The following is an 18,709-nucleotide window of genomic DNA, read 5'->3' as shown; positions in this document are numbered from 1 at the left end:
GCCGGCTGTGTTCAGGCCCGCGCTGATTCAGGCGATCTGGCTGGCGCGCGATGCGATCTCCGGCCTGACTACATCCGCCGAGAAGACATAGCCCAGCCCGCGGATGGTGCGGATCAGATCCGGCTGATGGGGGTTGGTTTCGATTTTCCGCCGCAGCCGCATGATCAGCACATCGATGGTGCGGTCAAACACATCAAGGCTCTCGCTATGGGTCAGCTCCAGCAGCTGATCGCGGGTCAGTACCTTGCGGGCGTGGCGAACCAGCGCCCGCAGCAGGCTGTACTCTCCCTGGGTCAGCGGCACCAGCTCGCGCTGCGGATTAAACAGCTGGCAGCGTCCATCGTCCAGTTGCCAGCCACCAAACCGCCAGCCCGTCTGGCCGGGATCGGCTAATGCCGTCCGCTCGCTGCGCCGCAGAGCCGCCCGGGCGCGCGCCACCACCACGCGGGGATTAAAGGGTTTCGCAATATAGTCATCTGCGCCCATCTCCAGGCCCACCACCATTTCTGCTTCCGATCCCATACCGGTAAGCATAATCACCAGCACCTCCGGCCGCTGCCGGTGCAGCTCCTGCAGTACCAGCAGCCCGTTGGTGTCGGGCAGCATCATGTCCAGCATCACCAGCGAGATTTCCGGGTGGTTGCTGAGCATCAACAGCGCCTCTCGTCCCTGATGACAGCGGTAAACTGTTAGCAGATGTTCACTTAACGCATCCTGCAGGACATCGCAGACGGCAGGATCATCATCCACCACCAAAATCGCTGGCTTCATGGCGCGGCCTCAATGTTGCGAAAGAGTTAATTCTGGAGTCTACACAGGCCAGAAAAGGTTGCTTAGCGAGCGTGCTGAAACGTGACCAGCTTCGCCTGTGAGAGTGCAGAAGCGTGCGCTGACGCAGAGTTTTTAGGGGTTGCGCATCCGTCGCAGGAAAACGATTGCGCAGGAACGGTGCATTGCACCATAATCGCGCCTCGTTTTGGCTCGGAATTGTCTCAGGCTTCTCCGGCCCTGCCAGGTAATCGATTGCGTCGTAAGATGGCATGGCAATTGCTTTTGGCAGTGGGTTAGTCACGGATGTCAGGCGAAATCGGTTTGTCAGTATGCAGCGGCCGCTCTCCCTTTCCCGGAAACAGAATAATCAGCATGCAACCCCCTTTGGCAAGAGAGACGGCTGTCTCCTGTATCGAGAGATGATGATGTTAGAAAAACTATTCAAACTCAAAGCGCATAACACCACGGTTCGTACCGAAATTATCGCCGGGTTCACGACCTTCCTGGCGATGGCTTATATTCTGTTTGTAAACCCGAGCATTCTGGGCGCGACCGGCATGGATAAGGGCGCGGTATTTGTCGCCACCTGCCTGGCCGCGGCGATTGGTTGTTTACTGATGGGCCTGATCGCCAACTACCCGATTGCGCTGGCGCCCGGCATGGGGCTGAACGCGTTCTTCACCTACACCGTGGTGCTGCATATGGGCTACACCTGGCAGGTTGCCCTGGGCGCCGTATTCCTCTCGGCAGTGATCTTCTTTGCGATGTCGCTGTTTAAAATCCGTGAGTGGATTATTACCAGTATTCCGCTGCCGTTGCGCGCCGGGATTGGTGCCGGTATCGGCCTGTTCCTGGCGATTATTGCGCTGGAAGGTGCGGGCATTGTCGTTGATAACCCGGCGACGCTGGTGGGCATTGGCGATCTGACCAAACCGGGGCCGCTGCTGGCGATGCTCGGCTTTATTGTCATCGTGGTGCTGGAAGCCCGTCGCGTAACGGGGGCGGTACTGATCGGTATTCTGCTGGTCACCTTTATTTCTATGGGCATCGGCCTGTCGCCGTTTGCCGGTGTCTTCTCTGCACCGCCGTCGATTGCGCCAACTTTTATGCAGCTTGATATCGCGGGTGCGTTTAACGTCGGTCTGGTCAGCGTGATTTTTGCTTTCCTGTTCGTGGATGTGTTTGATAATACCGGGACGCTGCTGGGCGTGACCAAACGCGCCGGACTGGCGGATGAGCAGGGTAACGTGCCGAAGATGGGCCGTGCGCTGATTGCTGACAGTGCGGCTGCGCTGTTTGGCTCACTGCTGGGTACCTCGACCACCACCAGTTATGTGGAATCGGCGGCGGGCGTGAGTGCAGGTGGCCGCACCGGCCTGACGGCGATCGTGGTCGCTGTACTGTTCCTGCTGGCGCTGTTTTTCTCGCCGCTGGCGTCAAGCGTACCGGTCTATGCCACCGCGCCTGCGCTGCTGTTTGTGGCGGTGCTGATGGCATCGGGCCTGGCCGAAATTGACTGGAAAGATATCACCACCGCCGCGCCGGTTACGGTGACGGCGCTGACCATGCCGCTGACCTATTCAATCGCAAACGGCATCGCGTTTGGTTTTATCACCTGGACGCTGGTGAAGCTGCTGAGCGGTCGTGCGAAAGAGGTGAATGCGGCGCTGGTGATCCTGTCGATTCTGTTTGTGATTAAGCTGGGATGGCTGAGTGCCTGAGTGATGCCTGGCGGCAGGGGAACATTACGCTGGGGCGCAGCGCAGGGGCTTCGTTTACATCGGGCTGGCGCCCGCCCCTTAACAATCCCGGCGTCCGGCTGCCACTGCGCCCCGCGAAGCGGGGTGCCCTCGTCACACCCTGCGGGCTGCGGACCGTCCGGACGCGCCGTGATAAATCCGGAAGAAGCGAAGGGAGCGCGAAGCGGCAGTGATGCAGGCCGGAGCCCGGGGTCAGGGGGCGCGGCGACTGGCGCCCCCTTACCGGTCGCCTGCTGAGGCGTTACTGAAACTGCTCAGGCGAACGAAACCTTCCTCATAGCCCGTTTGCGCAGCGAACAAACCCACTCTCTGTGCCTCAGGTCATCAGCACATGTCCTTTGTTCAGAAAAAAAGGGGGAATGTAGTTATCCCACCCCTCCTGCATACAATGCTGCTTTAATGCAGCGATGTTAGTCACACCTGTTTTGTCGTAACAGCGTATAAGCCGGTTGCGAAGGGCCGGAGCACTGATGCCCAGAATCTCCGGCATAAGGTTCTGCTTTACCCCACAAAACAGCAACAGAATCACTTCCCATTCTCTGTCGGTGAAGGTTTTCGCGGGCCGGGTAAAGACAAAGGGTTTTCTTCCGCGTGGTCTCAGAAACGTTGAAAAGTAAAGATTGGTGATCTCAAGGTAGGTGCAGATAATAGCGTCGCTTCCGTCACTCAACGTCCACGGGCGTTTCTCGACCATAAAGGTTTTCAGCCTGTTTTCTCTTCCATATTCGAAAGTTTTAAGAACAATGCTCATTTCTTTTGTTTTGAGGATCTTTTTATCGTCATGCAAAAAATGATGATAATAATCGCTGATATCTGGCGTCAGGTCGGTATCAAATGTTCCTGCTATTGTTCCTGACGGAATGTTGAAATAGCGGTGTGCAATGCTGTTCGCATAAACATAACGTGAGGCGCTATTTTTTATAGCCCAGCCAAAGCGTGAGTTATCAAAGTAATATTTAACAGGGTCCAGCTTTGAGAACATCTGTTCATCCTTTTATTATAATATGGCCTTTCTTCAGGAAAAACGGTGGAATATAGTGATCTAACTGATTATCACGACAATACCCAATCAGCGTGGCAAGCGAGTTCAGGTTAGTCTTTCTGTAACAACTTCTTAATCTGCCATTAATGGCGTCTGCTGAAACCCCCAGTATGCTGCTTATCTCTTTTATGCTCATACCACAGACCAGCAGATACACGACTTCCCACTCTTTTTCGGTGAAAATGGATGAGGGCGATTCAAAAGTCGCATGCTGAATGATTTTACCGTCGAGTAAGGCGCCTGGTGTGATAATCCTCACAGGCCTGACGCTGACCAGCGTACCTATGCAGTGCTGTGCGTCGTCGTAGAGTGGCTCCTGAACGCTGTATACAGGCTGCATGATCTTTTCTTTGCCCTGTATGTGAGTGGTAATGGCTCTGACTGCCAGACCCGTTTTTTCAATCTCTCTTTCCTGCTGGCTGAAAAGGTCAGCAAACTCTGCGACCGGCGCAGGAATATCCCTGATATGGCGACCTTCATAGTCAAATCGTGTTGAAAGCGTTTGCCAGCTCTTAAAGGTATTATTGACATAAATAAATCGGGACTGAGTATCTTTCACCCCCCAGCCAACAACAGGATCGCTTTCAAACATTCTGATAAGCCTGGCAGGCAACATAGTTTCTTTCATAAACGTGTCCTTACATTTTTCGTTACTCTACATTAATTTGACCTTGCAACTTAATAATCCTACAGAGAAATAACGTATTATATCCATCACCGTACTTTAATCGTACCTTTTGGTATGCAGAGATGAGTATAAAATTAATATCACAAGCCAACGCTCAGGGAAAGTTTGTTGAATAATAAAAAAGAAGTATGCCCATTACCGAAAGGTTATGGGCTTTTTTTTAATAAACCCGGTAATGATGGTTTCTGATTACGATAAACGAGAGAGCATCATGGTTCACAGCGCATTCATCTGGCTACGGATTTGCGCTGCGCCTCTTTCGCATGTCGGTCGTGGATGCGTTTCAGCTCGCCCGGATAGGCGAACGCCTATCATAATTCCCGCCAGTCATACTTTCAGGTTTAATTTGGTGCTGGGTTGGAAGCCAGAGTCAGAGCCGCTGAGCGGATGCGGGCCAGGGATGTCGCGAAGCGGCAGGTTCGCGCCAGGGATGGCGGGTTCCGCCGGTCCGTGAGAAATCCGGAAAAGGCAGAGGGAGCGCGAAGCGGCGGTGATGCAGGCCGGAGCCGGGGTCAGGGGGACGCGGCGACCGGCGCCCCCTTGTCGGTCGCCTGCTGAAGCGGGCCCGAAACGGCCCCCTTCACCACGCGAACGAAACCCGCTTAACGCCCGTTCAGGCAACAACCCTGCACCGCCGCCAGACGAACCCTCGCCAGCAGCAAAATCTTACCGGAATGGCGGCTCGTTAAAGGTCCGCAACTTACGGGAATGCAGCTTATCGCCTTCAGCCCGCAGCAGCTCAACCGCATGGATACCAATCTGCAGATGCTCTGAAATCGCACCCTCATAGAAACGGTTTGCCTGACCTGGCAGCTTGATCTCACCGTGCAGCGGCTTATCGGAAACGCACAGTAGCGTGCCGTAAGGCACACGGAAGCGATAGCCCTGGGCGGCAATGGTGGCGCTCTCCATATCTACCGCGACCGCGCGGCTCAGGTTGAAGCGCAGCGCCGACGCCGAGTAGCGCAGCTCCCAGTTACGGTCATCCGTGGTCACTACAGTGCCGGTGCGCAGCCGCTGCTTCACCTCTTCGCCTGGCATGTTGCTCACCGCTTTGGTGGCGTCATAGAGCGCGCGCTGCACTTCGGCGATGCTTGGGACCGGAATATCCGGCGGCAGCACGCTATCCAGCACATGGTCGTCACGCAGATAGGCGTGGGCCAGTACATAATCACCAATCCGCTGGCTCTCGCGCAGGCCACCACAGTGACCAATCATCAGCCAGGCGTGCGGACGCATGACGGCAAGATGGTCGCAGATGGTTTTGGCATTCGACGGGCCGACGCCAATGTTAATCAGCGTGATACCGCGGCGATTCGGTGACGTCAGGTGCCAGGCGGGCATCTGATGCTTCTTCCACGCCAGATCCGAAAGCATCGACTCGCTGTCGGCAGTGTCGGCGGTCAGCACCACATCACCGGCACAGGCCAGGCTGTCGTACGGGGTATTGGGATCGCGTACCTGCTCAATCGCCCAGCGCACAAACTCATCGACATAACGGGTGTAGTTGGTGAACAGCACAAACGGCTGGAAGTGTTCTACGCTGGTGCCGGTGTAGTGACGCAGACGGGCCAGCGAGAAGTCGGTGCGCAGCGCGTCGAAGTGCGACAGCGGGAACTGGGCATCTGCGTGGAACAGGCCATCGGTCGTCTCATCGCCAATCTGTGACAGCTCGGTGGTCGGAAAATGGCGCGCAATACCGGCGCTCATGGTGCGATCCAGGGAGAGATCGGAACCGTCGATCACATAAGGATAGGGGATCTCCTGGCTGGATGGCACCACGGCAATCTCCAGCTGATACTCCTTCTCCAGCATCTGAAGCTGTTCCGCAATATAGTGACGCAGCAGTGCCGGACGGGTGATGGTGGTGCTGTAACTGCCGGTATGAGTAAAGCGTCCCCAGGCGCGCGTGCGGTTCTGCTGCGGCCCTTCGCCGTGCCAGGTGATGCGCAGCTCCGGATAAACAAAGAGCCCCTGCGCCCGCTTGTCGGCATCGGGCAGTGTGCCGTTTTCCGTAAAGGCTTTAATCGCCGCGCGCAGCGCCTCAACAGCCCCCTCGTACAGGCGTTCAAGTTCATCCAGCGCCTGCTGGCTGGTCAGGTTTTTCCGTTGTGTCGGCATGGTTTCTCCTTCCATTTTTTTCCGCGATTTGCCCCAAGCTTAGCGGGTTTGTTGCCGGGATTGGTGAAGAATATTGAGTTGCTTTAATTTTGTGCTGAAGCCGGGCGTTATCTGAGCAGCGCGACGCGACGGCAGAAAAGAGAACATAAAAAGTCGTTAAGGAAACCTTTAGGATCCAGGGAGGAAAATGCCCCCTGAAGCAGCAGCAGGACACTCAATACGCCGTAACATCAACGTCAGGTAACACAGCGTCACGGCAGGGAAATCGTCAGGCCGACTGAAGCTGGCAGCGCACTGCGACAGAATCTGCCGGTACGACCCTAAAAAGTTTGTAACTATGATTAATTTCCACCGGAAAGACTTTGCATATTTCTCTGACCCCTATCATCATAATATCTCGTCAGTCTCTTCTGATTTGGTAATCCTTTGCAAAATCCCGGCGTAGCAGTGATGCAGGCGATCAGACGCACGGCGTGGTATCCGAAACGCCGCTCTTATCGCACGCTCTACTGGCGTGAAATATCGCCACTGGCAGTGCCTATCTTTTTCGAGAACGCCTGTGTGTTGTTGATGGGTGTGCTGAGCACCTTCCTGGTCAGCTGGCTGGGTAAAGAGGCGATGGCGGGCGTGGGTCTGGCCGACAGCTTCAACATGGTGATTATCTCTTTCTTTGCCGCTATCGATCTGGGCACCACGGTCGTGGTGGCATTCAGCCTCGCCAAACGCAACGGTAAGCGGGCGCGGGCCGCCACGCGCCAGTCGCTGGCCATGATGACAATCTTCGCCTTTGTGCTGGTGATCGCTATTGAGTTCTGGGGCCATCTGATTGTTGATGCGATAGCGGGGGCCGCAGACCCGAAAGTGAAAGCCCTGGCGCTCAGCTACCTGCAGACCTCCGCCTGGAGCTATCCGGCGGCGGCCATTACCCTGATCGGCAGCGGGGCGCTGCGAGGCGCAGGAAACACCAAAATCCCGATGCTGATAAACGGCGGCATGAACATCCTTAATATCATCATCAGTAGCGTGCTGATCTACGGCTGCTTCTCATGGGACGGTTTAGGTTTTGTCGGGGCCGGACTCGGGCTGACCATCACCCGTTATATCGGGGCGATTGCGGTGATCTATGTGCTGATGATCGGCTTCAACGCCTCGCTGAAAATCACGCTGTCGAGCTACTTCCGGCGCTGGAACAGCAGCATCCTGATGGAAGTGCTGGGGATCGGCGTGCCTGCCAGTATCGAGTCCGTGCTGTTCAACGGCGGTAAACTGCTGACCCAGGTGTTTGTCGCGGGCATGGGCACCAGCGAGATTGCCGGTAACTTTATCGCTTTCTCGGTGGCGTCCCTGATTAACCTGCCGGGCAATGCGCTGGGGTCGGCGTCGACCATTATCACCGGCACCCGTCTGGGCAGGAATCAGGTGTTCCAGGCGGAGCGTCAGGTGCGGCATGTATTCTGGCTGGCAACGGCCTGTCTGAGTGCCATTGCGCTGTTGACGGTGCCGCTGGCAGGGCTGCTGGCGCGTTTCTACACCAGCGATCCGGAAGTGATTAATGTGACGAAGCATCTGCTCTGGCTGAATGCACTGTTTATGCCGCTGTGGGCCGCCTCCTGGGTGTTGCCCGCCGGGCTTAAAGGCGCCCGCGATGCGCGTTATACCATGTACGTGTCAATGTTCAGCATGTGGGGTGCGCGCGTGGTGGTCGGTTATCTGCTCGGCATCCAGTTCGGGATGGGCGTGACCGGCGTCTGGCTCGGGATGTTCCTGGACTGGACGGTGCGCGGGATTTTCTTCTGGTGGCGGCTCAACAGCGGTAAATGGCTTAACCGCTATCAGAAAATGATCGAGAAAACCGGTTAGCGCCTTTGCCTTCCTCCGGCGGCGGGGGAAGGCACTATCAGAAATCCCTGCGCCGTCACATCTCCAGACTTTCGCGCCTGATTTCAGACAGTTGCACAAAGCCACTCTCGCCTCACCGGGTTAGCGTAAACCCTGCTGCGCACTGGCGCAGATCAAACTTATCGAGGTGACCCTATGACCCGTCTTAAACCGGCGCTGGCCCTGTTGCCACTGCTCTGCAGCAGCCCACTGTGGGCGACAACCTTTGTTTATGTGTCGAACGCGGAATCCGGCACGGTATCCCGCTATCAGCTCAGTGAGAAAGATGGCGGCCTGACATGGCAGGGCGATACCCCCGCCGGGAAAAAGATTATGCCGCTGGTGGCCAGCCCGGATGGTGAACATCTCTATGGTGCGCTGCGCACGCCGCCCTATGCGATCGTCAGCTGGCGCGTGACCCGGCCACAGGGTGAGCTGCAGAAGCAGGCGGTGACGCCGGTGTCCGCCAGTTTTCCCTGGATCACCACCGACAGACAGGGTCGCTATCTGCTCGCCGCCTCGTATGACAGCGATATCGTCATCAGCTACCGGATTGATGATAAGGGTGTAGTGACAGCGCAGGTGACCAGTGAGGTGAAGACCGGGCCGCACGCCCACTCGGTTATCACCGACGTCAGCAATCAGTCGCTTTATGTGGGCAATCTGGGTGCGGATCGGGTGCTGCAGTACCGATTCAGCGCTGATGGGGTGATAACGCCGCTGGGAAGCGGTTTTGTCCAGGGTGAGAAGAACAGCGGTGCGCGGCATTCTGTGATCTCGCCGGATAACCGTTTCCTCTATAACCTCGCAGAGATGAGCGGCACCATCACCCAGTTCCGGCGTGCAGCGGATGGCTCCCTGACAGAACTGAAACGCTGGCCGAACGCGGTGGCAAAGCAATATAACCTGCAGCATGGGGTGCAGCGTCCGGCGGGCTACAGCGATCCGACGCCGCGCATCTGGGCGGCAGACATTAAAATCACGCCGGATGGGCAATTTATTTATGTGACCGAACGCACCTCCAGCACCGTCAGCGGCTACCAGGCAGATAAGCAGTCGGGTGAGTTAACGCTGATCGGCAGCTGGCCGGTCGAGAAACAGCCGCGCAGTATGGCGATTGATGCGCAGGGGAAATGGCTGATCGTCAGCGGAGAGAAAAGCGCCGTCATTGGCAGCTACGCCATCGATTCCGCCCGCGGCACGCTCACACGGGTCGCTGAAGCGCCGGCAGGGAAAGGCGCAAACTGGGTTACGCTGATCACGCAGTAGCCAGCCTGAAGCGGGCTTTCAGCCAGTCAGAACCCGCTTTGTCATTTCTGGCATAAGCAGCGCAGAAATTTTTGCTTCTGTTGGCGCGCGCAAGCGGGTTTACTCAGGGCATCAACTGATGCGGAGATCCTGAGATGAAACAGAAACTGAAAGCCTGGTTTGAGCTGCTGCTGAGTGGTTCTGCGGCAGAGGCAGCCGGACATGATATCAACGTTGAACTGCTGCTGCCGCTGGGCCAGCTTTATGGACTGGAATATTATCCGGCCGTGCATCGCTACCATGAAAAATAAGGGTGGCTTTGTTTTTTCCGGTTAAAGGCTCGCTATTCCGCGGGCCTTTTTCATTTGTGGGGAAAGGTGTAGTCCGGTGGGTTTTATGTGGATATCTTCACCGTTTTATTCGTCTAAGTCAGCCTTAAGCTATTGCGTCGAAGGAAAAACAGCCTTAAGTCAGATGTTCACATTTGCCACCGAATAGATTTTTCCTTTTAGTTATTAGTTCAGGTGCAGCCTCTTTTATGGCTTTTGTATCATTTTTTAATCGTTAAAGGTCTGACGTTAATGCTCTGCTCAGAAGTGTGAAATTTTTATCAGAAGCTGAGTGAATCATGGTGTGGGGGAATATTATTTATAAAAATAAAATACATTATTTTTCAGAGGGAAGTCAGTGACAGCTATTCCGGTTTTTCGACGTTGCATGATATGCAGTGGGTAGTTGTGTCGGTCCGAACCACACCAGGGTAAATTCTTCCTGTTTCCTTATTGACACACCCAACCCAAAAGATAAAAGCCCACTACTTTAGCCGCAGGCTTTTATCCCCCGGTTGCCTTACGCTTAGTGTGTTAACTGACTGACCAGCCCGGTTAAATCGGCTTTCTTGTCAATTACGCCTGCGGAAGAGGCTTTATCAACCAGCTGAGGCAGATATTTTACCAGCAGGTTCAGTGCGTCGCTGGTGTTAATGCCCATTCGTGCAGCGAGCTGTTCAATGGCCTCAGAGTTAATCATCTTCTGCACCAGATCGCTGCTCAGGGCAACGTTCTGCTGATCGCCGAGCCAGGAATTAACCACTTCGCTGTACTCGCCGTTCTGAAGATGACTGACGATCGTGTGCAATCCGCCTTGCTGCTCAACCCACTCCAGCACGCCTCTCACTTCCTGACTGGTCTGATTATTCAGTCCGCACATTGCCAGCACGGAATCCAGTAAACTCATTCTGCTATCCCCTGAAAATTAATCCGTTACGCCTGCTTGCATGCTCTGATTTTATGAATAACGAACAGCACAATAATGGCACCGACGGTGGCAATCGCGATGCTGAAAATATTAAAACCACTGACCTGGCCAAAGCCCAGCGCCGTACTGACCGCACCGCCAATCAGCGCGCCGATAATACCCAGAACAATGGTCATAAAAATACCCATGTTCTCTTTACCCGGCATGATGCATCTGGCGATGACACCGGCAAGCAGTCCGAATAAAACCCATGACAATATACCCATTCTCAACATCCCTCTTTTTATAAAATTAATTCGCGTTTAACAGTGGTTTAATCCACAAAATTAAAGCGGGTGTATCGTACGCCGCGAAGTAATTGTCTGGCAATCCTGTTTTTTTAATTAAAGTAAACGTTTCAGAAACGATAGGGGAGTAAATATGAGCATTCTGGATAATATTAAAAATATTGGCGGTGAGTTGTTAAATGCTGTTGATAAAAATGTTGAAGATAAACCCGCGACGGCAGCGGGCACGCGCAGCTATACCGTGAAGTCCGGTGATACGCTGAGCGCAATTGCTAAACAGTTTTACAATGATGGCGCACAATATATGAAAATCTTTGAGGCGAATAAGGGCATCCTCAGTAACCCGGATCATATTGCACCGGGTCAGGTGCTGACGATCCCTGAATAATATTGTCAGTCGACTAAGCCAGCCGGTCTGTTTTGACGGCTGGTTTTTAGCGGATCGCTTTGCCTGTAGCCCGGTGAAATAGGGAATTGCGGCTGTGCAGAAAATTAACGCCAGCGGCTTTTTCATTATCGGCAGGGGAAATGACAACAAGCGTGCGCAGGAGAAATCTGCGGCTTCCGAAAAGCAAAAAAGCAGATATCCGGAGATATCTGCTTTTTCTAATCTGGCTCCTCTGACTGGACTCGAACCAGTGACATACGGATTAACAGTCCGCCGTTCTACCGACTGAACTACAGAGGAATCGTTGGAACGAGGCGAATATTAACGACGTCGCCCGAAGGTGTCAACAGCAAAAAATACATTATCATTCAACTGGCTAGCTTTAAAGCAAAGCGATCACGATTTAAGCACTTTGGGCCGTCTCTGCGGTTATTCTGCTCAGAGGGTCCTGCTGATAAAAGTGCTGAAGATGCTGATACATGGACGGAAAGCGTTCAGCCAGCAGAACCGGGGCCGTAAAAAAGTATTCAGAGAGGACGGCGAAGCACTCCGCCGGATCGCTGGCGGCGTAGGGATCGAGAGTCGCTGCCTGTTCACCGACCAGTTCCACTTCCGTTTCAATCTCTGCCATCGCGGCACGCAGATCTTTTTCCCACTGCGCCACATCGCGCAGTGGCATCATTGGCACGCCGCTGGTGTAACCACTGCCGCGTGCATCCAGCTTGTGGGCCACTTCATGAATGACCAGATTGAAACCGGAGAGATCAAACGAATCCTGAATATCGAGCCAGTTGAGCACCACCGGCCCCTGCGTCCAGCTCTGTCCGGCATGAACGGCGGGTGAGCTGTGAACCAGCCCATCCTCATCCTGCCACTGATCCGCCACGCTGAACGGTTCAGGATAGATAAGTACGTCATGAAAACCGTCCAGCCACTCCAGGCCCAGTTCCAGCACCGGCAGGCAGAAGAGCAGGGCGATGCGCACGCTGCGCAGTTCATCCAGCTCAGCGCCTTCCATCACCACCAGCTTTTTCTGTTGCAGAAAGCGCGTCGCCAGCGCGACCAGCGTCTGCCGCTCGGCCTCACTGAGCGGGCTGAAGATCGGTTGCGCCAGTCCCTGCTGCCAGGGCAAGGCAACCAGCCTGTCGTTATGCGTTTTCCAGGGCCATTTAAACATCGTAACTCCTGCACAGAACCGGACTCTCTGGCTATCCTGACGCGCCAGACATAAAAATGCCAGCATCGAATGCTGGCATCAGATTCTGACTTCAGGGCTGAAGGCCTATTCAACCCGTTAGCGCGGCCGTTGTCTGTGATTTAACCCGCAAAGCGCGGTTCTGGCGGGTTATTTGCGTTCAACACGCTGAAATTCAATGACCCAGACCCAGGGGTTAACTTCCCAGCTGGTGGCACCGTACTGTTTTTGCCACGCTTTGCGGTACGCCTCTTTGGGCGACTCCGAATTGACGTTCATGGTGAAGAAATTATTGAGGAAGTGCGAATCGGTCTGTACGCCTTCCGCCATGATGTCATCTTCACTGATATCCTGAATTTTTTCCGCACGTACGCCCGTAATCTCCAGATTGATGCGGCTGGCCCAGCGCGGCATGTGGATGGCGGTCTGCCAGCCAAACTCTTCGGCTTCCGGCGTACTCATCGCATGCTGACCCAGTTCGTTGCTGTCTGCCCGGTACTGGCAAAATTCCGGCTGACGAAACGGCGTCGGGTCGCGGTCATATTCTGCCAGATCGTGCTCTGGCACCATGGGACCACGCCAGGTTTCACGCACCCAGAGAATGTCGCCGGGTTTGCCATACGGGCACTGGTAGCTGATGTCCGTCATCGACATCATCTTATAGCCATGAAGATGGTTCGCGCTCACATCGAAAGCGTGTACGCCTTCGTGATGATCCTGTCCCGGACCAAAAGCCTGCGTTTTCATAATGCGCCGGGTTTGTGTTTGCTGGCCAACCAACAGGGCACGAACACGCTGTTCGGAAAAAAGAATCGGCCGTTCTTTCATGGATTACCTCTTTTTATTAGTAGAACCCGGTTACTGCTGTAAACGTCCATTTGCTTCACATCTGAGAGTTATCATAAAGGCTTTAAATCATTCTGCTTAATAATTTGTCGCCTGACAGTCACTTTGAAAGTGCCACTTTGATAGTTGAAAACCAGCAAAATGCAAAAAGCGCACCAACGCTCTCTGTCCAGGCGGCAGAAAGCGATGAAGAGCACGGATACAGTACGTTATAACGGTAAAAATAGGAACCTTTTCAGCTTTTTTCCCCTGTCATCACACATAATTTTACAATCACCGATGATGAAAAAAAAAGTTTAAACGGACCCGATAAGGGTTCTCAGACAGAACAAAACATTACGCCTGTTAAACTAATTTTCTTAGCAGCAATTCACTGAGGAAAGACTGAAAACCGCCGAAATTGCGGTTATTGTGTAACAGAGATGCTATACAGATGATCCAGATCTCATTTTTCTGCCAGAAATCGCTGGCAGCGCCGCGCTTTTCGACCGCACTGTAAAAAAAGTGTCATTAGCCAGTCGCTATGATGGCTTGCCGTTCGCGCACTGATCACGACAGAGAAACCGCTGTCGATCACTACAGGGAGACAGACTATGTCACTTACACTCTGGCAGACTCGTTACGAAAGCTGGTTTCAGGCGAACTGGATCCACGATGATGGCGCACACGATATCGCCCATCTGCGGCGCGTATGGATGAGCGCACAGCGAATCATGACCGGCACACCGGCCGATCCGCTGGTGGTGCTTACTGCCTGTTATTTCCACGATGTGGTTAATCTGCCCAAGAATCACCCGGAGCGTCATCTCGCCTCAACGTATGCCGCAGCGGAAACCCAGCGCATTCTGCAGCAGGACTTTCCTGACTTCCCGGCTGAGCGCATTGAAGCCGTCATGCATGCCGTGAAAACGCACAGTTTCAGCGCCGGCATTCCGCCGCAGACGCTGGAGGCGAAAATTGTGCAGGATGCTGACCGGCTGGAGTCGCTGGGTGCGATCGGGCTGGCGCGGGTCTTTTATACCGCGGGTGCGCTTAACCGTCCGCTGTTCGACAGCCAGGATCCCCTGGGCAAAGACCGCGAGCTGAATGACGTCAAATGGACGCTGGATCACTTCCAGAAGAAACTGCTGCGCCTGCCGGAGACAATGCACACGGAAACGGGACGCATGCTGGCAGAACACAACGCAGATTTTCTGGTGCGGTACATGGCCAAGCTCTATGCCGAACTCCAGGGCAATCTGGTGGGAATCGATGAGGGTGTGCTGCGGGATTTCACCCCGCTGCGCACCGAATATTAAATTTTTATGACAGTATGTTAATCGAAACGGTCATCCGGTAGCGTGTAGCAATAACAAAAAGGAGTGGCGCAATGACCGAAACTGTTAATTTAACGATTAAAATTGACCCTGAACTGAAAGAAACGATCAAACAGCTGGCGCTGGAAAATCAGATTTCAATGAGCCAGGAGATTGTGCAGCGCTTACAGGCCAGCCTGGAAACGCATCCGCATCCGGCCATTGATAGTCAGGACATCACTGAAGAGTCAGCAGAGAAAGCAACGTCTGCTGATGAAAACGCTGATGGGCTGACCGCGACCGAGCTGAAGCAGATTCGCCTGCTGCTGAAGAAGCAGGGTAAGAAAAAGAAATAAAACAGAAACCCGTCGAAAGACGGGTTTTTTTCAGCGCGATTCAGCGCGATGACGAGGTCAGCTGGCGGATATACGGCAGCAGGAGCTGAGCCACCGCTGCGAACACCGGCACCACCACTGAATTACCAAACTGCTTATACGCCTGGGTGTCTGATACCGGAATACGGAAGGGCGCCTGGCCTGGCACATCAAACCCCATCAGGCGGGCGCACTCACGCGGCGAGAGACGACGCGGACGGCGGGCCATATTTTCCGCATTCTGAAACGCTGCTTCTCCCAGCGCATTGTCCCAGCCACGGTCGATCAGGATTTCTGAACCATCTTTGTAATAGCGCGCTGACAGCGTTCGCACGCAGCAGTCAGGATTTCGCGGGTCGTTCAGGCCAAAACCAAACCCGTTGCCTCTGGCTTTATGTTTCTTCGCGTACTCATAGAGGTAGCGCCACAACACCGGCGACAGGATATATTTGTCGTCCGGGGCGTGCTCCAGCAGGCTCTGCAGGGTCGGCACCTGCGCGGGATAGAAGCGGCGGATATCGCGCAGCGTAAAGTCCTGCTTTTTCAGATCGCGACGGATGCCCACCAGCACAATGCGTTCGCGATGCTGGGGCAGAAAGTGACGTGCATCGATCACTTTGGCGTCCGGGCTGACAGCACCGGCATCGGCGATGTCATAACCCAGTTCATCCAGCGTCTCCATGATAATCGCAAAGGTCCGGCCTTTATCGTGGCTTTTCAGGTTCTTCACGTTTTCCAGCACAAAGAACGGCGGCTTTTTGGCAGCCAGGATGCGGGCCACATCGAAAAATAGCGTGCCCTGAACCTGACACTCAAAGCCATGTGCGCGACCCATCGCATTCTTTTTGCTGACGCCTGCCAGTGAAAAGGGCTGGCAGGGAAAACCCGCCAGCAGCACCTGATGATCGGGGATGGCGGCATCAATTGCCCGATAGATCTCGTCATCACCGGTCAGCCCTTCCGGCTGGGTGACCTGACGGATATCGGTATTGAAGTGATGCTCCAGCGGATCGCTGTAGTGGTTCGCTTTATAGGTGCGCACCGCCTCTTTGTTCCATTCACTGGTGAATACGCACTTGCCGCCAATCGCCTCAAAGCCTTTGCGAATACCACCAATCCCGGCAAAGAGATCGATAAAACGGAATTCGGGATCGTCATAATGGGCGGGCCGCGACGGCAGCAGTGACTGCAGCAGCAGCAACTCTGCCTCACACAGCGGTGGCAGGGCGCTTTTACCCTGACGTACCCGGTTCAGCAGGGCTGGCGTCCAGCCGGTAAAGCCAGCCTGCTGCAGGCGGGCCGTGAGATCTCGCACCGAATAGATTTCCAGCACCTGCTGCACGAGTTCAGCGCTATCGGCAGAGGAAGGGGCGGCAGAGAGTGGTTCAGCGAGGAGGGCGGGATGCATGCATTTTTCCTTAACAGTAAGGCGCCTATGCTATCACTCCCGGCGCTGCAGGGAAATTCCGGGATGTGCCCTGCAGTGGCCCCCCGGAATCTTCTGCTTTTACGGCCCCGCATCCAGAGTCAACCGGCGGCGACTTTCGCTTTTCGCGGCGCAGGCTAAAGTTACATAACCAGCAAAAAAGGAGAGGTTATGGCTGATGTTCACTCCAGCGAAACACGCAGCAAGAATATGCGTGCGATTCGCGCTCAGGATACGGCCATTGAGCAGCGTATTGCGCTGCTGCTGAAAGACCGTGGCTTCAGCTACCGCGTGCAGGATAAAAATCTGCCGGGACGGCCCGACTTCGTTCTGACCGACCAGCAGGCAATTATTTTTGTGCATGGCTGCTTCTGGCATCGTCATCACTGCTATCTCTTTAAGCTGCCCGCAACGCGCACCGAGTTCTGGACCGGGAAAATTAACAGTAACGTTGAGCGCGATCGGCGTTACGTGCGCCAGTTGCGGGAGGCGGGCTGGAAGGTGCTGATCATCTGGGAGTGTGCGCTGCGGGGCAGACTGCGCCTGACGGATCAGGATCTGCTGGAGCGGCTGGAGGAGTGGCTGCTGGTGATGTCAGAGAGCGCCGAGATCGATCATCAGGGCATTCATCATTACCACGCAGATTGCTAATCCCGGACATAATTGGTTAGATCTGCGCTTTCTCCGTGGCCAGGAGGCCGAAATGAGCAGCATAAAACTGACGGTAAAACGCCTTTATCAGATCCGTGACGAGCGGATGGTCAACACCAAAGCGACCGCGCGGGTCTACAGCGGCGAGAGGCTGATTGCCACGGAGGCGATCACCGGCATGACCGAAAGTCCGGTCAGTAAATATCTGCATGCGGAAGGCACAGCAGGTGAGACGGTGCGGGTAGAGTGGGATTGTGAGGGCATCGCCGAGATGACCGTGACGGAAATTGAGCGCTGCCCATGTTGTCAACATAACGAACCAGACTAAGGATAAGATTTTGGCGGGAACCAGTTTACTCACTTTACTTGATGATATTGCAACACTTCTGGATGATATTTCCGTCATGGGCAAAGTGGCGGCGAAAAAAACGGCGGGGGTGCTGGGTGACGACCTGTCCCTGAATGCCCAGCAGGTCACGGGCGTCAAAGCCAATCGCGAGCTGCCGGTGGTCTGGGGTGTGGCCAAAGGATCGTTTCTTAACAAACTGATTCTGGTGCCGCTGGCGCTGATCATCTCCGCGTTTGCGCCCTGGCTGATCACGCCGCTGCTGATGATTGGTGGTGCCTATCTCTGCTACGAAGGCGTGGAAAAGGTGCTGCACAGCCTGCAGCACGACAGGCAGAGCAAATCACCGGAAGCGCGTCAGCAGCGACTGGATTCGCTGGCGAATCAGAACGCGGCAGAGTTTGAAAAGAAAAAAATCAAAGGTGCGGTGCGGACCGATTTTATTCTCTCTGCGGAGATCGTCGCCATCACCCTGGGGATCGTCTCAGAGTCCCCGCTGCTGAATCAGGTGATTATTCTGGCGGGCATCGCGATTCTGGTCACTATCGGCGTCTATGGCATCGTCGCGGCGATTGTGAAAATCGATGACCTGGGATTCTGGCTGCGTGAAAAATCGTCCCGCCTGGCACAGGGCATCGGCAGTGTGCTGCTGGCTGCCGCGCCCTGGCTGATGAAGATCCTCACGGTGGTCGGCACGATTGCGATGTTCCTGGTCGGCGGCGGCATTGTGGTGCACGGCATTGCGCCACTGCATCATCTGATTGAAGAGGTCAGCGGCGGCTTCAATGGCTGGATCGCGATGCTGCTCAGCAACGGTGCTAACCTGGTGCTCGGCTTTATCATTGGGTCGATCGTGCTGTTAGTGGTTAACCTTATTGCCAGAGTGCGCGGTAAATCGGTATAAAGCGCACTGTGATTTACGGTCAGGAGAATGACGATGAACGACGACATGTTTGAATTTGATATCGACGCACAACTGGAGCAGGCTGAAGCGAAAGCGGAGAAAAAAGCCAGCGAAGTGCCGGACGATCTCGGTGACGAAGCCGACTGCGAAGGGTGCAAGATCTGACGTCAGCGCCTTAACCTTTCCTCAAAGCGGGTAATATTTTTTATCTGCTTTGTTTATTTTCCGCATA

At 54.7% G+C, this 18,709-nt stretch carries 20 protein-coding genes and 1 tRNA gene; 11 read left to right on the top strand and 10 right to left on the bottom strand.

All coding sequences use genetic code 11. The annotated features are described in order from the left end of the window. Positions 1–27: 27 nt before the first annotated feature. Positions 28–771: a response regulator gene (locus ACNY69_RS04390; RefSeq protein ID WP_293771513.1), complete on the bottom strand. Its 744-nt coding sequence runs from the start codon at positions 769–771 to the stop codon at positions 28–30. A 422-nt stretch (positions 772–1,193) separates the two neighbouring features. On the opposite strand from ACNY69_RS04390, the gene ACNY69_RS04385 reads away from it, so the two are divergent. Next, on the top strand, positions 1,194–2,492 hold the full coding sequence (locus tag ACNY69_RS04385) for an NCS2 family permease (RefSeq protein WP_233499003.1): 1,299 nt from the start codon (positions 1,194–1,196) through the stop codon (positions 2,490–2,492). Between the two features lie 355 nt (positions 2,493–2,847). Here the strand turns inward: ACNY69_RS04385 and ACNY69_RS04380 are convergent, their stop codons facing one another. The 3 genes from ACNY69_RS04380 to ACNY69_RS04370 all read right to left on the bottom strand — a co-directional run bounded on the left by ACNY69_RS04380 (position 2,848) and on the right by ACNY69_RS04370 (position 6,382). Continuing rightward, a complete protein-coding gene (locus tag ACNY69_RS04380) occupies positions 2,848–3,513 on the bottom strand; it encodes a PAS domain-containing protein (protein ID WP_111141203.1) in 666 nt (221 codons plus the stop codon). A gap of 4 nt (positions 3,514–3,517) precedes the next feature. Beyond that, a complete protein-coding gene (locus ACNY69_RS04375) occupies positions 3,518–4,201 on the bottom strand; it encodes a helix-turn-helix transcriptional regulator (RefSeq protein WP_111141202.1) in 684 nt (227 codons plus the stop codon). A gap of 726 nt (positions 4,202–4,927) precedes the next feature. Beyond that, positions 4,928–6,382 (bottom strand): AMP nucleosidase, encoded by a 1,455-nt coding sequence (locus tag ACNY69_RS04370; RefSeq protein ID WP_367395579.1) that lies wholly within the window; start codon positions 6,380–6,382, stop codon positions 4,928–4,930. Between the two features lie 450 nt (positions 6,383–6,832). On the opposite strand from ACNY69_RS04370, the gene ACNY69_RS04365 reads away from it, so the two are divergent. From ACNY69_RS04365 to ACNY69_RS04355, 3 genes are all read left to right on the top strand, one after another. Beyond that, entirely contained in the window at positions 6,833–8,242 is a 1,410-nt protein-coding gene (locus ACNY69_RS04365) for an EmmdR/YeeO family multidrug/toxin efflux MATE transporter (protein WP_128084378.1), read from the top strand. Positions 8,243–8,416: 174 nt separating this feature from the next. Further along, a complete protein-coding gene (locus ACNY69_RS04360; protein WP_418797405.1) occupies positions 8,417–9,529 on the top strand; it encodes a lactonase family protein in 1,113 nt (370 codons plus the stop codon). A 134-nt stretch (positions 9,530–9,663) separates the two neighbouring features. Then, the gene (locus ACNY69_RS04355; protein ID WP_418797404.1) at positions 9,664–9,819 is read left to right on the top strand and encodes a hypothetical protein; all 156 of its coding nucleotides are present in this window, start codon (positions 9,664–9,666) and stop codon (positions 9,817–9,819) included. Positions 9,820–10,363: 544 nt separating this feature from the next. On the opposite strand, the gene ACNY69_RS04350 is transcribed toward ACNY69_RS04355, so the two are convergent. Then, entirely contained in the window at positions 10,364–10,744 is a 381-nt protein-coding gene (locus ACNY69_RS04350) for a YidB family protein (protein WP_111141198.1), read from the bottom strand. A gap of 26 nt (positions 10,745–10,770) precedes the next feature. Beyond that, complete coding sequence (locus ACNY69_RS04345; RefSeq protein WP_111141197.1) at positions 10,771–11,031, bottom strand: GlsB/YeaQ/YmgE family stress response membrane protein; 261 nt, start codon at positions 11,029–11,031, stop codon at positions 10,771–10,773. 154 nt (positions 11,032–11,185) lie between these two features. Between ACNY69_RS04345 and ACNY69_RS04340 the strand changes: the two genes are divergently transcribed. Further along, the gene (locus ACNY69_RS04340) at positions 11,186–11,440 is read left to right on the top strand and encodes a LysM peptidoglycan-binding domain-containing protein (RefSeq protein WP_111141196.1); all 255 of its coding nucleotides are present in this window, start codon (positions 11,186–11,188) and stop codon (positions 11,438–11,440) included. Between the two features lie 224 nt (positions 11,441–11,664). On the opposite strand, the gene ACNY69_RS04335 is transcribed toward ACNY69_RS04340, so the two are convergent. The 3 genes from ACNY69_RS04335 to ACNY69_RS04325 all read right to left on the bottom strand — a co-directional run bounded on the left by ACNY69_RS04335 (position 11,665) and on the right by ACNY69_RS04325 (position 13,463). Continuing rightward, positions 11,665–11,740 (bottom strand) — tRNA-Asn (locus tag ACNY69_RS04335). 103 nt (positions 11,741–11,843) lie between these two features. After that, positions 11,844–12,617 (bottom strand): DgsA anti-repressor MtfA, encoded by a 774-nt coding sequence (gene mtfA / locus ACNY69_RS04330; RefSeq protein ID WP_233499002.1) that lies wholly within the window; start codon positions 12,615–12,617, stop codon positions 11,844–11,846. Positions 12,618–12,785: 168 nt separating this feature from the next. After that, a complete protein-coding gene (locus ACNY69_RS04325) occupies positions 12,786–13,463 on the bottom strand; it encodes an ASCH domain-containing protein (RefSeq protein WP_111141194.1) in 678 nt (225 codons plus the stop codon). A gap of 611 nt (positions 13,464–14,074) precedes the next feature. Between ACNY69_RS04325 and ACNY69_RS04320 the strand changes: the two genes are divergently transcribed. Next, positions 14,075–14,779 carry a phosphohydrolase gene (locus tag ACNY69_RS04320; protein WP_111141193.1) on the top strand — a complete coding sequence of 235 codons (705 nt, stop codon included), beginning with the start codon at positions 14,075–14,077 and terminating at the stop codon, positions 14,777–14,779. Between the two features lie 71 nt (positions 14,780–14,850). After that, complete coding sequence (locus tag ACNY69_RS04315) at positions 14,851–15,132, top strand: Arc family DNA-binding protein (RefSeq protein WP_418797402.1); 282 nt, start codon at positions 14,851–14,853, stop codon at positions 15,130–15,132. A gap of 40 nt (positions 15,133–15,172) precedes the next feature. Here the strand turns inward: ACNY69_RS04315 and dcm are convergent, their stop codons facing one another. After that, positions 15,173–16,558, bottom strand: a complete 1,386-nt coding sequence (gene dcm / locus ACNY69_RS04310; RefSeq protein WP_418797401.1) for a DNA (cytosine-5-)-methyltransferase — start codon at positions 16,556–16,558, stop codon at positions 15,173–15,175. Positions 16,559–16,747: 189 nt separating this feature from the next. On the opposite strand from dcm, the gene ACNY69_RS04305 reads away from it, so the two are divergent. The 4 genes from ACNY69_RS04305 to ACNY69_RS04290 are packed head-to-tail and all read left to right on the top strand — an operon-like array spanning position 16,748 to position 18,642. Then, positions 16,748–17,227: a very short patch repair endonuclease gene (locus ACNY69_RS04305; RefSeq protein WP_418797400.1), complete on the top strand. Its 480-nt coding sequence runs from the start codon at positions 16,748–16,750 to the stop codon at positions 17,225–17,227. Positions 17,228–17,279: 52 nt separating this feature from the next. Then, the gene (locus tag ACNY69_RS04300) at positions 17,280–17,555 is read left to right on the top strand and encodes a hypothetical protein (protein ID WP_293771487.1); all 276 of its coding nucleotides are present in this window, start codon (positions 17,280–17,282) and stop codon (positions 17,553–17,555) included. Positions 17,556–17,565: 10 nt separating this feature from the next. Next, positions 17,566–18,477: a DUF808 domain-containing protein gene (locus tag ACNY69_RS04295; RefSeq protein WP_111141188.1), complete on the top strand. Its 912-nt coding sequence runs from the start codon at positions 17,566–17,568 to the stop codon at positions 18,475–18,477. 33 nt (positions 18,478–18,510) lie between these two features. Beyond that, complete coding sequence (locus tag ACNY69_RS04290) at positions 18,511–18,642, top strand: hypothetical protein (RefSeq protein WP_003854444.1); 132 nt, start codon at positions 18,511–18,513, stop codon at positions 18,640–18,642. The last annotated feature ends 67 nt before the right edge of the window (positions 18,643–18,709 follow it).

Source organism: Pantoea graminicola (assembly GCF_048452665.1).
Lineage (GTDB): Bacteria > Pseudomonadota > Gammaproteobacteria > Enterobacterales > Enterobacteriaceae > Pantoea.
This window is presented reverse-complemented; position numbering and strand designations above follow the sequence as displayed.